The organism is Dickeya poaceiphila, from assembly GCF_007858975.2.
Taxonomy (GTDB): domain Bacteria; phylum Pseudomonadota; class Gammaproteobacteria; order Enterobacterales; family Enterobacteriaceae; genus Dickeya; species Dickeya poaceiphila.
Map to the genome: position 1 here is coordinate 2,497,415 of NZ_CP042220.2, position 13,241 is coordinate 2,510,655.

The 13,241-nt window shown below is 56.4% G+C and carries 8 protein-coding genes; 2 read left to right on the top strand and 6 right to left on the bottom strand.

Features of this window, described 5'->3' with window-relative positions:
- The first annotated feature begins 104 nt into the window (after window positions 1–104).
- Window positions 105–1,805 carry a fibronectin type III domain-containing protein gene (locus tag Dpoa569_RS11100; RefSeq protein ID WP_042870032.1) on the top strand — a complete coding sequence of 567 codons (1,701 nt, stop codon included), beginning with the start codon at window positions 105–107 and terminating at the stop codon, window positions 1,803–1,805.
- Between the two features lie 129 nt (window positions 1,806–1,934).
- On the opposite strand, the gene Dpoa569_RS11105 is transcribed toward Dpoa569_RS11100, so the two are convergent.
- The 4 genes from Dpoa569_RS11105 to dinG form a co-directional block, all read right to left on the bottom strand.
- Window positions 1,935–3,203, bottom strand: a complete 1,269-nt coding sequence (locus Dpoa569_RS11105) for an acid phosphatase (protein WP_042870030.1) — start codon at window positions 3,201–3,203, stop codon at window positions 1,935–1,937.
- Window positions 3,204–3,458: 255 nt separating this feature from the next.
- Window positions 3,459–5,324, bottom strand: coding sequence for a M3 family metallopeptidase (locus tag Dpoa569_RS11110; RefSeq protein WP_146411338.1), 1,866 nt, complete (start codon window positions 5,322–5,324; stop codon window positions 3,459–3,461).
- Window positions 5,325–5,358: 34 nt separating this feature from the next.
- Entirely contained in the window at window positions 5,359–6,327 is a 969-nt protein-coding gene (gene ybiB / locus Dpoa569_RS11115) for a DNA-binding protein YbiB (protein WP_146411341.1), read from the bottom strand.
- A 223-nt stretch (window positions 6,328–6,550) separates the two neighbouring features.
- Window positions 6,551–8,656, bottom strand: a complete 2,106-nt coding sequence (gene dinG, locus Dpoa569_RS11120; RefSeq protein WP_042870026.1) for an ATP-dependent DNA helicase DinG — start codon at window positions 8,654–8,656, stop codon at window positions 6,551–6,553.
- Between the two features lie 206 nt (window positions 8,657–8,862).
- On the opposite strand from dinG, the gene Dpoa569_RS19615 reads away from it, so the two are divergent.
- Window positions 8,863–8,970 (top strand): membrane protein, encoded by a 108-nt coding sequence (locus Dpoa569_RS19615; RefSeq protein ID WP_012770198.1) that lies wholly within the window; start codon window positions 8,863–8,865, stop codon window positions 8,968–8,970.
- A 108-nt stretch (window positions 8,971–9,078) separates the two neighbouring features.
- On the opposite strand, the gene bglX is transcribed toward Dpoa569_RS19615, so the two are convergent.
- Both bglX and Dpoa569_RS11130 read right to left on the bottom strand, forming a co-directional pair.
- Window positions 9,079–11,412: a beta-glucosidase BglX gene (gene bglX / locus Dpoa569_RS11125; RefSeq protein WP_146411344.1), complete on the bottom strand. Its 2,334-nt coding sequence runs from the start codon at window positions 11,410–11,412 to the stop codon at window positions 9,079–9,081.
- 228 nt (window positions 11,413–11,640) lie between these two features.
- Window positions 11,641–12,981 (bottom strand): aspartate aminotransferase family protein, encoded by a 1,341-nt coding sequence (locus Dpoa569_RS11130; RefSeq protein WP_042870023.1) that lies wholly within the window; start codon window positions 12,979–12,981, stop codon window positions 11,641–11,643.
- Window positions 12,982–13,241 lie beyond the last annotated feature (260 nt).

Below are 13,241 nucleotides of genomic sequence, written 5' to 3' on the forward strand. Positions count from 1 at the left end.
GGTTTGGCATTTTTTACTGCTTCTTATACGCTGCGCGATGCGTGCATCAACCATTCCCGATATTGCATTAAATCAATACGTTATCAATTCACCAGGATATATACATGAAAACCACCCGTTCTCGCCTTTCCCGACGCCGATTCAGCGCCCTGATGGGTGTCATGCTGTTCAGCGCATACGGGTTTGCTGACGACACGGCCAGCGCCGTCAACACACAACGCTGCGCGGGTTCTGTCGCATCGACTGCCCACGCCACATTTGATAAGGGCGATCAGAATCTCGCCTACCCCAGGATCAATGGCCTGTACCAGCGACCAGCAACGACTGGCGTCACGCTGGTCGGTAATAACGACGGCGAGGCCAATAAGTACGTTGAGCCGATTAAAGGCTCAAAAGAAGGGAAATATCTCCTGTTACATGCCGGTGAGCACCTGACTCTGACAGGTCAGGGATACTTTTTGATGCATTGGGAATTAAACTATTTCAACCGTGGCGGTACCCTGCTGGCGGAAAATGCACCGTTGGTGACGACCACGCAGGGTTTCATCAAAAAAGTAGCGTTAACTGATCGTTACGCGCCGGATTATCGCCTTGATGGTATACCTGGCCGCTCTGCCGTGTGGAACGCCGGCATCCAAAGCAGCACCGGCAACCCGATGGTTCCGTTTACCGTTGGGCCACCGGCCAATAACGGCGAAATCATGCCCAGCCTGTGGCTCAACGAGATTTTCTATTTGGACGGCACCGTCACCCTCACCCAACGCGAAGGCCCGGTGGATTACGATATCAGCATCACCCCGCTGACGCTGACCGAGGTGAACAACCGACTGGCGGCAACGCGCCATCGTATCAACGCCGCCACACTGCGCAACGGCATATCGCTGGACCCTTACACCGGTGAGGATACACCGCCCTCCTCGCCCGATAGCCTGACAGCCGGCGTTATTTCCAGCTCGGTAGTGCAACTGGACTGGAATGACTGTTCAGATAATGAACGCGGCTTCATCGTCGAATATTCCTATGCCGGTACTTTCGGCGACGGCGCTTATGACACCACACCCCGTGCCTACGATGCGGGCGCAGTCTACACCAGCGCCGAATCGCTGGGACCAGGCGCCACCTCGGTGAGCGTGGGGACGCTGGCACCTAACACGACCTACGCGTTTCGGGTCAAAGCCTACAATCAGGCCGGAGACTCCGCTTATTCCAACGTGGTTACCGTAACCACACCGCCTGCTTCCCCGCTAAGCAGCAACTGGAAGCAGCAAGACATCGGCAAAACCGATACGCCCGGTGTCGCCACTGAAGATCAGGACGTGATTGCACTGGAAGCACACACCGGCGATATGTGGGGCGCTGCCGACAACGTCAATTTCGTTTATCAGCAGTTGAAAGGCGACGGCAGCATTACCGCACGACTGATCGACCTGCGTTATAGCGATCCTCAGGCCAAAGCGGGTGTGATGATGCGCAACACGCTCTCCGACAGCAGCGCTTACATGCTGACAGGGTACACAGCATCATCCGGCGCGATGTCGCAATGGCGCAGCAAAGACGCCAGTGCTACCGGCAACCGCGGTGTGTTCGCCAAATCCGAAAACGGCAGCCAACCTACCTGGCTGCGCGTAACCCGCGATGGCAACACGTTTATCTCAGCAGTTTCTGACGATGGGCTGACCTGGACCACCTTAAATAAGCAAATCAATCAAAACATGAACGATACGCTGTATGTCGGACTGGTACTCTCGTCACGCAACAATAGTAACGGCAAAGTCAGTTTCGATAACGTCAGCATCGCGCACTAGTCACGCAGTTGGGTTAGGTTGCCCTTAACACCAAAACCCAAATACCAAAAAAAGAGAGGCGCTAACCCCGCCTCTCTCCACTGCTCTTTTATAACTGCTAGTTATGCGTTTCCGTTCAGGCTGGAACGTTTACTTCTTCGCGGCTGCCACCGCATCATGTAGGTTCAGGCGCTGCCAGAAATTCGCCGCCCCCCCGCCGGCAGACAGCGGATAACCGTCGGCAATCGCGGTTTTTACCATCAAGGTACGACGTTGGGTGGCGCTCAATTGCGGCAACGGTCCTTCCAGCAGCACTTCCGCCCCTTCCGGCACCTTAACCGACTGGGCTTTCACCTTTGCCATTGGCAAGTTGTAGGTCATGGTGTAACGATAGAACGACGTCATCGCCGGGTCGGTGTAAGGATCGTTTTTGCCCTGTGGTTTGGCGCATTCGGCAAGCGTGGTACCACAGGCTTTTTCCAGCGCGGTACGCAACTGGGTTTTGGCCTCGTTGAACAACACGCGGTATTTCGGGTCATTCAGGAAATACGCCACACTGCGTTCAGCCGCCATGCGACCGCCAATCACATCCAGCGGATAATGCACCCCCAGCACCAGACGGGAATAACCGTAGGTAGCCGCTCTGTCAATCAGCGGCACGAAACGCTCCGGCAGCATCTGCGCCAGCAACAGCGCATCGTTATAACCACTATTGGTGTGGCCGCTGGGGAACGAACCACCCGCTGCCGTGTAGCGAACGTTATCCACTACCACAGCGGTATCCGGCACCAGATGAATGCTGTTGCCCGGTTGTTTGAACGGACGTGGATAGTTAAAGGCGTTTTTCGCCGCTGATGTGCTGACGTTGGTCGCCTTGATCAGCGCAGCAGCCTTACCGATTTCGCCTTTCTGATAAACATCGAGAAACGCCTTGCCCAACTTCGGTCCCAGCGCTTCCGCCAGCGCGTACAAATAGCGGGTGTTTTCCGCATCAATCAGCGCTTTCTGGCGCAGCGGCAGGGTAGATTCCAGATTGATGCGCTCAACCGTCGCCAGGTTTTTCTGCAACACCGACGCCGACAGGGTACGAAACCCATCCAGCAGTTTCACGCTGGCCTGCTGCTGACCTTTAGGGTTGAAAACGTAGCCAGTCGCTTTCAGCCATTTCATATCACCCTGCGGTTCGCCCTGATCAGGCGCGTTGTCCAGCACCGCACGGGTCAGCTTTGGGGCGCTTCCCTGCAAGGCTTTTTGCAGATATTGCTGCACCTGTTGCTGCATCTCGATGACCGGGGCGCTATTGCTGGCCTCAGTGGTAGTTTGCAGCAACGGCAGTGGGGAATCGCTACGGGAAGCCGCCTGCGTCTGGACTGTCGCCAGTGAGCAAGCCACGGTTATAAACGCGTAGGAATAGCGCATGGTAGGTCCTTTTTATTGTTACGGATTATCGGCAAGGATAGGAAACCGCATCAGCCTAAGCGCTGCTGATGACAACTCGGTGAAACTTTTTTAATAACAGGTACTTTGATTACCAATGTCGCCAAACAGTATAGGCGCGGGTTCCCACCGGCGCGAGAGAACTGTACCGGTTTAGCAATACAAAAACGAAATGGAGGCGCAACATCTGAAACAGATAAAACAGACGCCGTGGCACCGCCACGGCGTCTGAAATTCTCAGGCATGAATCGGGTAAGTGTCTTCAATTACACGGGCGAATGCCTGACACAGGGCATCATCGCCGTATTGATTGTCAGCCAACACGGTATCGCCATCCACCACCTGAATATGGGCATTAAGGGAGAAATCCGCCGCGGGTTGCGGGCGCGCCATAGCCGCAGCGATGGTTGCCTGCGCCTGTTGCCACGCCTCTTCCTCCGTCAGGTTGCATTCACGCGCCAGATAGTCTGGGTTGAATCCTTCGCCGGTCAGGCTGCGTAAGGTTTCATCGTGGCTCAGGCTATTGCCGGGCTGCCAGTAATGGCGCGTCAGGTCCGGACCAATCGCCGGGTTATCCGTCAGATAACCATCACGCTGCAAGAAGAAATGGCGCGTTTGCTCTACCGCCATCATCGCCAACAGGTACCCTTGATAGGAACAGGCCGATTCCATCGACAGCAAATGCGGAATCGCCATGGTCGGGCGCGGGCTGCCGCTAATGCCGAGAATGCGCTGTTCTGTATCCCGCGCCAGCTGCAAAATCGCCTCCGGGGTACGCGCCTCGTCATCCATGCAGTACAACTGCCATTCGAAATACGGCACCAGCAAAATATGGCGTTCATTGAAAGCCCGCATTGGCTGACGAGCGCGGATATCCGCCTGAATCAATGCATCAGGCATCGGCTCTCCTTGTGCGTTATGCGCATAACGCTTCAGCCAGTCGGCATCCTGCAACAGGCTGTCGCAGAACATCGACTGAGTTTCTGCGTAGGCCATTGAGGTTGGCGGAAACTCCTGCGCAAAACAGGGCGCATTCTGGCGGATATTAGCGAAATGCGCCGCGTGGCCGCCTTCATGGAACAACGTATTGATGCCGTTAGCGCCGCTGCCGATCTGATCCGGCTGCGCCAGGCTGGTGAAATTGATACGTGCGGGCAGCCACTGACCCTGATCGACAAACGGCGGCACCGGCTGATGCATAAAGCCGTTTTCATATTTACCTTTGCGCACCAGCAGGTCGAGCTGCATCTGTGCGCCGCTGAAATCGATATGCAGACGTTTGAAGCTATTGACCCAACGAGACAGCGAGGCAGAAAACGGAAAGTACGGATCCAACTGACGGGTGACATCGCCGGTACTGGCATAACGCACGTTCCACGGCTGTAGCGCCGCCTCGCCTTTTTCCGACGCCAGTTGACGCAGGCTGCGCAGGTTGGCGTCGCGGGTCTGCTCCTCAAAACGGTCAAGAATGGCGAACAACTGCTCCGGCGTCATCCGCTCGGTCTTGTTCACCTTGTAATCAAAGTAGTTGCGATACCCCATCTGACGAGCAAAGCGGTTACGCAGGCTGACCAGCGCCGGAAATCCGTGATTAACCAGCCACTGTTCTAAATCGCGCAGCGCCTGCTGTGAACTGCGGCGGTATTCCTCGTTATCATTGGTGGCCTGATTAGTCAGCAACTCGCCCAGCGAGGCGGAAACGCGCTCGCCCTGCTCATTGAGATGGGTGGGCTGATAGGTTTTACGGCGGGAAAACAGGTCATGCTCGGCAACAATCAGCTCATCCATCAGCGCCTGAGCCTGTACATCTTCAATTACATTGCAGTCAAAAAAGCGATACCAGCCGCGTAACCCGTGCAGCAGCGCGTCACGCGCTTCGCCAGCAGGCGCGGCTTCGACGTCGGCAATGTGTTGCCGTAGCTCGGCCAGCCGGGATGATTGCGAGATAAAACGTTTCCAGGCGCTTACCGCCTCAGCAAAACGCAAGGAAACGGTTTCGTCGCCGGTTCCCATATAACGCTGCCAGAAGAGATCCTCTTTCGCTTGGTGCACCGCCAGATAATCGCGGTTCAGGGCGTCAAAATATGCCTTAGCCTGTTGCATGTGGTTGTTCCTTACTTATTGTTAGTCGTTATGATCAACCCAGTCGTTTTCGTATCATTGAAGCAGCCTGTTCCATTGAGGCCGCTTCACCCGTTCCGACCAGACAGCACGCCAGTTGCAGGCGAATCGCCTGTGGTATCGGCTGTTCGCCTGCCAGACAAGCCTGCGTCCAACGGGCGGTAGTGACGGCATCCTTCACTGACGGCAGCGCGCCGCTCGCTACCGCGATATCCTGACGCACTTGCAGCATGTCCTGACGCTGTTCACGGATGAAATGTATTTCCGGGCAGCGCTGCGGGTTAGCATAGACCTCGCCTTCGGTGCCGTGCATCAGCAACGCACGACCATCAATATCCTGAAAGAATCTGCCGACCCGCCCGATATATTCCGGATGCGACACGCTCGCCAACCGCAATGCCTCGGCGTCGCCAAACGGCGTGGCCAGCTTGGCCAGTGTATGGGCGCTGTTGCGCACCCCCATGCGCCAGCGCAGATCTAACTGACGCTCAATGGCGGGGCACAGCAGCGACACCGGTATGAATATCGGTTCGCCTTGATCAAGCCGCTGCTGCGCTTCCTGCGCCTGCTCCACCGGCGTAATGCCCAGTTCACGAAAAATCGACTCGCTGGTTACACGGGTTGGATCGTGGCTCACGCCGTGCACCACCACCGGCAACCCCAGCCGATGCAGCAACAGCGCCAGTAATGGTGTCAGGTTGGCCTGTTTGCGAGCGCCGTTATAGCTGGGAATGACTACCGGCATCGGGCTGCCAGCCGGGGCGCGCAGATGCAAGGTCTGTTCGCTCATCGCCTGATAGAAACCACGCATTTCCGCTTCGGACTCGCCCTTAATGCGAAATGCGATCAACAACCCGCCCAGTTCCAGCTCAGGCACCTGATCATGCAGTATTTGAGCATACAGTTGATAAGCCGTGTCCTGCTCCAGATCGCGCGCATGATTTTTGCCGCGGCCAACCTCTTTAATGATTCGGGTGTAATCCATGATGTGCTCTCATTGATAAGGCAACGGTTAAGCAGTGTTCATAAACCGGGCGAACTGATAACGCCCGTCATAAAAGGATAATTTGTCTGGAAACATAGCATGAATTGGTCACAGGGGAAGTGTGAAAACGCCGCTGCCGCTGCGGAAACGGCGCGGCAGCGAAACTCCATCAACCGTTACCGTTTGCTGTTGGGGGTGCAGATAACCTGACGTACACAGTTCGCTACTCACCGTCCGGCATGGCGCGCTGTTCGATAGGAAATACAGGTAACGCGGCCAGCAACTGGGCGCCGTAGCTTTTGGTCAGCAAGCGGCGGTCGTAGATGACGATTTCACCAAAACAATCATGGCTACGAATCAACCGGCCAACCTGTTGAATCAGGCTAAATGAGGCGCTCGGCAAGCTTTGCACTACAAACGGATGACGCTTGAGGCTTTTCAGCCACTCGCCTTCAGTGAGGACAAGCGGGCTGTCTACCGGCGGAAACGCAATCTTGTGGATATGCACCTGCGACAGCAGCTCACCCTTGAGATCTAATCCTTCCGCGAAGGATTGCAGGCCGATCAACACGCTGGTCTGCCCTTGCTGCACCCGCTGACGGTGCAATTCCACCAGCCGGTAGCGCGGCTGATCGCCCTGCACCAGCAGCATCAACCGCAGATCCGGCACTTCGGTCAGAAATTGTTGCATCGCCCGTTGACTGGCGAACAGCATCAACATGCCTTTGTGGACATCCCGCTGCAATTCGGCGCGGAAAAACCGCGCCATCTCGGCGATATGTTGAGCTTCATGCGCGATCAGCGGTTCATGGCGCATACGCGGGATCACCAGCTTGCCCTGCTCGCGGTGATTGAACGGTGAATCCAGCGCGATAAACGTATCGCCCTCCTCTTCATCCAGCCCGGACAGCTCTTTCAGGCGGGAGAAGCTGTTAAGCGAGCGCAGCGTCGCCGAGGTGACCACCACGTGCGACAGATTGCGCCACAGCAACCGGTCCAACTGGTCGCATACGCGGATACCGGCGCAGTGAAAATAGAGATGCAGCTGATTATCGCGCCTCTCCCGCAGCAGCCATTTCGACACCGGCGCGTTAGAGGATTTCTCCAGCGCTGCCAGCCGCCATAGTTTGCTCTGCGCGTCCCAGTAACCGTTCAGGCGGCTGATGCGCAACATCGCCTGATGCAGCTTGACCACATCATGCTTGCCGGTTTTCTCCGCCAAATCATTGAGCAGGTATTCCGCCAGCCCACGCAGGCTATCAGCCAGTTTGCATAACCGGTTACAGCACTCACGCATCTCTTCCGGCAGTTCCCCCATCGGGAAACGGTAATCGGCGTCCGGCTGGGCAGGCGGCAAAAACAGGCTGCTCAGGCGCTCGAACAGTTGCAACTGTTCCCGAACCTCGCCGCAGTGATCGCCCAGTCGGTCGGGCTGCATCAGTCGCGGCGGCGATTTGGGCGGAAACTGCGCCAGACACAATCCCACCTGCTGAATCAATTGATCCATCTGATGTTGCACCGCGTTGACCGTCACCTCGCCGGACATCTCCAGCGCGTCGCGCGCTACATCCGGCACGTGGTGGCCTTCATCCAGCACCAGCAGCATGTTTTTGGCCTGCGGCAGTACCGAATCGCTCTCCATCGCTGCCATCACCAGCGCGTGGTTGGTCACCACCACATCGGCGTCTTCAATTTCCCGACGGGCCAGAAAAAACGGGCATTCGCGGTAATAATGGCAGTTACGCCCCAGACAGTTGGCCTTGTCGGTGCTCAGACGCTGCCACAGCGCATCGCTGACTGACTCCTGACAGTGATCGCGCAGCCCGTCCCAGGCATAGCTTTGCAGCGCCTGCTGTAGCCGGGCGCTGGTGGTTTGCTCTTCACGGCTCGATGGCAGGTGATCATCCATAAACAGCATCAAATCGCCCTGCGCCGATGCTTCGGTCGCCATCGCCGCCAGATTGCGCGGACAAACATAGCGCCCACGGCCAAACGCCGCAGTGAATTTCAGTTCAGGAATAAACTGGCGCAGCAATGGCAAATCTTTATTAAAGATCTGGTCCTGCAACGCCACGTTGGCGGTGCTGATCACCAGCGTTTTCAGCTCTGCTCGCCCAACAGCGATGCCGGGAATCAGATAGGAAAGGGTTTTACCTACGCCCGTCGGCGCTTCGATCACCAGATGACGCGGATAGTCGCCTGCCAGCGCTTTCGCCACTTCGGCGATCATCTGGCGCTGTGGCGCACGGGAAACAAAATCGGGAATCTGCTGTTGCAGCGCTTTATACCATTCGCCAATCTGCTGCTTTAACGCGGGGGTAAGGGTCATGCCGTCTCACTGTGGTTCAATCTGGCCGGTATTGTCCCACAGACTGGCGGCAACGTCAGCCACCATAATTGTGACGTTGTCACTTTACCTTATGCGTTGGCACCTTGACGCTGACAGCGGCGGCTCGGCTGGCTTGTATCCGATGACAGAGACTCTATAATCGCCGGAACCTGACCATTACAGGAACGGAACAAAAGGATAACCGGATGAATATTAAAAAACTGGGGGTTGTCAGCCTGTTTGCGCTCTGCGCATTAGGCGGCATTGGCGGCGTGATGCTGGTGGGGTATATCATTATCGTGCACGGCGGCTAACGGCAAACCGGCCAGTTCCGGCTACCTGTTACGGCACAGCCGGTTTTCCTGTCAGGCCCCTGGGAACAACACCTCAGGGGCCACGGTTTATTTATCTACAGCAACGCGTTACAGCAAGGTAAAGCTGCCGGTTTTCACGCGCTGAGAATCCAGCCCAATCATCACATCAAACTTGCCCGGCTCCACCACCTGCTGCATCTGTGCGTTGTAGAACATCAGATCCTGCGGCGACAGAGTAAAGGTCACGGTGCGGCTTTCACCCGGCATCAGCATCACCTTCTGGAAGCCACGCAGTTCTTTCACCGGACGACTGACCGACGCCACCACATCATGCAGATACAGCTGCGCTACGGTTTCGCCGGCGCGTTTACCGGTGTTGGTGACCGTTACCGAGGCGCTAATGCTGCCGTTGCGCTTCATCGTCGGGCTGGAGAGTTTCACGTCCGACACCGTAAAGGTGGTGTAACTCAGACCGTAACCAAACGGATACAGCGGGCCGTTGGCCTCGTCGAAATAATGCGAGGTGTATTTGTTGGGCGCATCCGCCGAATACGGACGACCGGTCGGCAGGTGGTTGTAGTACATCGGGATCTGACCTACCGAGCGCGGGAAGGTCATCGGCAGCTTACCGGACGGGTTATAATCGCCAAACAGCACATCGGCGATGGCGTTACCGCCTTCAGTACCGCTGAACCAGGTTTCCAGTATCGCGTTCGCCTGCTGATCTTCACGACTCAGGTCGAGTGGACGGCCATTCATCAGCACCAGCACCAGCGGCTTGCCGGTGGCTTTCAGCGCAGCAATCAACGCTTTCTGCTCCGGCGGAATCGTGATTTTGGCACGGCTGGAGGCTTCGTGCGCCATCCCCTGGGATTCGCCCACTACCGCTACCACCACGTCGGATTTCTTCGCCACGTCCACCGCTTCGTCAATCATCGCCTGCGGCGAGCGAGGATCAATCACAACCGACTCATCATACTCGTTCAGGAATTTGATCAACCCCGGATGGTTGGTGACGTTCGAGCCTTTAGCGTAGTAAACCCGCGCATTATACCCAACGGCTTTACGGATGCCTTCATACACGGTGACCGCCTGTGCCGGGCGCCCTGCGGCGGACCAACTGCCGATAATGTCACGTTTGCTGTCGGCCAGCGGTCCCACCACCGCGATAGCGCCGGATTTTTTCAACGGCAGAATATCAAGGCGGTTTTTCAACAACACCAGACTGCGGCGCGCTACGTCACGCGCTTCTTCGCGGTGCAGACGACTCTCGGCATTGGTGTCAATCGGGTCGGAACCCACCGGGCCAAGGTGACGATACGGGTCCTGGAACAGGCCCATGTCATATTTCATGTTCAGTACCTGGCGGCAGGCATCATCAATATTTTTCATACTGACCACGCCGCGCTTGACCAGCTCCGGCAGATAACGCACGAAATACTCGTCGCTCATGCTCATGTCGATGCCGGACTGCACCGCAATGCGCGATGCATCGCTGGGGTCCGCCGCCACACCGTGCTTGATAAGCTCTTTAATAGCGCCGTGATCACTGATAGTAATGCCTTTGAAATGCCACTGGTCACGCAGCACGTCTCTCAACAACCAGCGGTTTGAGGTAGCCGGTACGCCGTTGATGGAGTTGAGCGACACCATCACGCCATAACTGCCTGCATCAATCGCGGCTTTGTAGGGCGGCATGTAATCCTGGAACATGCGTTGCGGACTCATATCGACGGTGTTGTAGTCTCGCCCGCCTTCCGCCGCGCCGTACAACGCATAATGTTTCACGCTGGTCATCAGCGAGTGGCGACCAGCCAGGTCATCACCCTGAAAACCTTTTACCGTGACACGGGCGATTTCACTGGTCAGATAGGTATCTTCGCCAAAACCTTCGGAGACACGGCCCCATCGCGGATCACGGGTGATATCCACCATAGGCGCCCAGGTCATGTTCAGGCCATCTTCGGTCGCTTCATACGCGGCAATTCTCGATGACAGCTCCACAGCGCTCATGTCCCAGCTGGAAGCCAGCCCTAATCCAATAGGGAATACGGTACGCTGGCCGTGCACGACGTCATAGGCGAAAAACAGTGGAATTTTCAGGCGGCTGAGTTGCATCACCTGATCCTGCATCACGCGGATATCATGTCGGGTAACGGTGTTGAAAATGCCGCCGACCTGACCGTTGCGAATCATTTCACGGATGGCGTGTTTCGGATTATCCGGGCCGACGCTGATCAAACGAAGCTGGCCAATCTTTTCATCCAGCGTCATTTTCTTCATCAAGTCGTTAACGAAGGCATCGCGCTGCTGCCCGGCGGGTGTTACCTGCGGTGACGTCTGTTGCGACAGACTTTTTTGTAACACCGCACCGGGCGTCTGCGCCCATAGCGGGCTACAGGCCAGGCCGACCGCGAGCGCCAGTGAAGTAAACCGTTTCATTGTTATTGCGAGTTCCCTTAGCAGTTGTCGGTTCAGAAAGCGACAGTCTGCCCGATGAGTGTGATTGACAAGGCGGCTAATGTGCCACAAAACCGTGAGCGGAAAAACGGATATCACGTATTTTCCCACTCACGGTGTGATGCAGCACAAGGGCTGGAGAGGAATCACACACCTATCAAACAACTCGCTATCCGGTAAACCACAAGCCTGTGCTATCGGTTGCAATCGTCAGGAAGCGGTAGCGCTCAGTGCCTGATCCAGCGCACCGACCAGCCAGTCGATATCATGTGCCTGAAACGCCAGCGTCGGACGCAGTTTCAGAACATTCCCATGCGGACCAGCCACCGAGGTCAACACGCGCTGCTCACGCAGCTGTTCGATGACGTTCAGCGCCCGTGTTTTGTCCGGCGTTTTGTCGTCACGGTCGCTGACCAGTTCGAAACCGATAAACAACCCGGCGCCGCGAACGTCGCCCACACAGGCATGACGATCCGCCAACCCAGCCAGTTCTTTCAGCAACCGGGCGCCAACAACCTTGCTGTGCTCCTGCAGTTTCTCTTCACGAATCACCGTCAGCACCGCCTGTGCCGCTGCCATCGACACCGGGTTGCCGCCAAAGGTATTGAAATAGGGAATGTCATCGCTAAATGCGGCCAGCACTTCAGGTTTCGCCAGCAGCGCCGATACCGGGATGCCATTACCCATCGGCTTACCCATGGTGATAATGTCCGGCACGATGTCGTGACGGGCAAAGCCCCAGAAGGCGTCGCCGGTGCGGGCAAAGCCCGGCTGCACTTCATCGGCAATGAAGATGCCGCCATTGGCGTGCACCACCTCGATAGCGGCCTGCAAATAACCCGCCGGTCCCGGCAGTACGCCATCGGAAGAGAAAATCGAGTCGGCAAGAAAACCCGCAAATTTGATGCCGTGGGCAGCCATGTCATCGATCTGCTTCTGGATTTCCCCAGCAAACCAGACGCCCAGATCCGGAGCATCGACACGATAACGATCCGGCGCTGGCACCAGACGGGTGGTCGCGGCAATCGGCTGACCGCTGCCCAGCGCAGGCGACGCGCCGGAAGTCAGTTCGCTGGTGCCGTGGTACGCCTCGCGGGTGACGATAATCCCGGTGCCGCCACTGTAAGCACGCGCTACGCGAATCGCCAGATCGTTGGCTTCAGAGCCGGTACACATGTACATCGCTTTGGTGATGTCTTTTGGCACCAGCGTCAGCAGGTCTTCGGTGTAATCCAGAATGCGGTCATGCAGGTAGCGGGTATGGGTATTGAGCTGGCACATCTGCGCGTGCACCGCCTCAATCACCGCCGGGTGGCAATGACCAATGCTGGCGACGTTGTTGTACACATCCAGATACTGGTTACCTGCCGCGTCCCACAGGTATTGCTTCTCGCCGCGCACCAGATGTACCGGGTTACGGTAGAAAAGCCGGTAAGAATCGCCCAATATCCTGCCGCGTTTTTCCGTCAGCGTGCGGATATCGTCGGTCAGTGCCGCCGCATGTTCCGCCCGGAAGCTGTTGGTATCCATAATGGTTGAACGTGTCGCCATGATGACTCCAGATTAAATGTAATGTGCCCAGCGTATGATGGCTGTCGGCTCTGCGCCGCCGCCTGATAAACACTACCCTACACCAAAAGCAACAAAATACACAAATACAAAAATACGCACTATTTAGTGACGTAAAAACCACCAAGAAAGCATATCATAACGGCGAGCCAGCTCACAAAAACACCACCATGAAAACAAAATAAAAACAATAAATTATATCGAACAGGCATTTTCCTGCATTTCCCATCCCCCCGCTTGCC

Coding starts and splice junctions, on each gene's coding strand:
- Dpoa569_RS11100 (WP_042870032.1), top strand. CDS start 105: ATGAAAACCACCCGTTCTCGCCTTTCCCGACGCCGATTCAGCGCCCTG.
- Dpoa569_RS11105 (WP_042870030.1), bottom strand. CDS start 3,203: ATGCGCTATTCCTACGCGTTTATAACCGTGGCTTGCTCACTGGCGACA.
- Dpoa569_RS11110 (WP_146411338.1), bottom strand. CDS start 5,324: ATGCAACAGGCTAAGGCATATTTTGACGCCCTGAACCGCGATTATCTG.
- ybiB (WP_146411341.1), bottom strand. CDS start 6,327: ATGGATTACACCCGAATCATTAAAGAGGTTGGCCGCGGCAAAAATCAT.
- dinG (WP_042870026.1), bottom strand. CDS start 8,656: ATGACCCTTACCCCCGCGTTAAAGCAGCAGATTGGCGAATGGTATAAA.
- Dpoa569_RS19615 (WP_012770198.1), top strand. CDS start 8,863: ATGAATATTAAAAAACTGGGGGTTGTCAGCCTGTTTGCGCTCTGCGCA.
- bglX (WP_146411344.1), bottom strand. CDS start 11,412: ATGAAACGGTTTACTTCACTGGCGCTCGCGGTCGGCCTGGCCTGTAGC.
- Dpoa569_RS11130 (WP_042870023.1), bottom strand. CDS start 12,981: ATGGCGACACGTTCAACCATTATGGATACCAACAGCTTCCGGGCGGAA.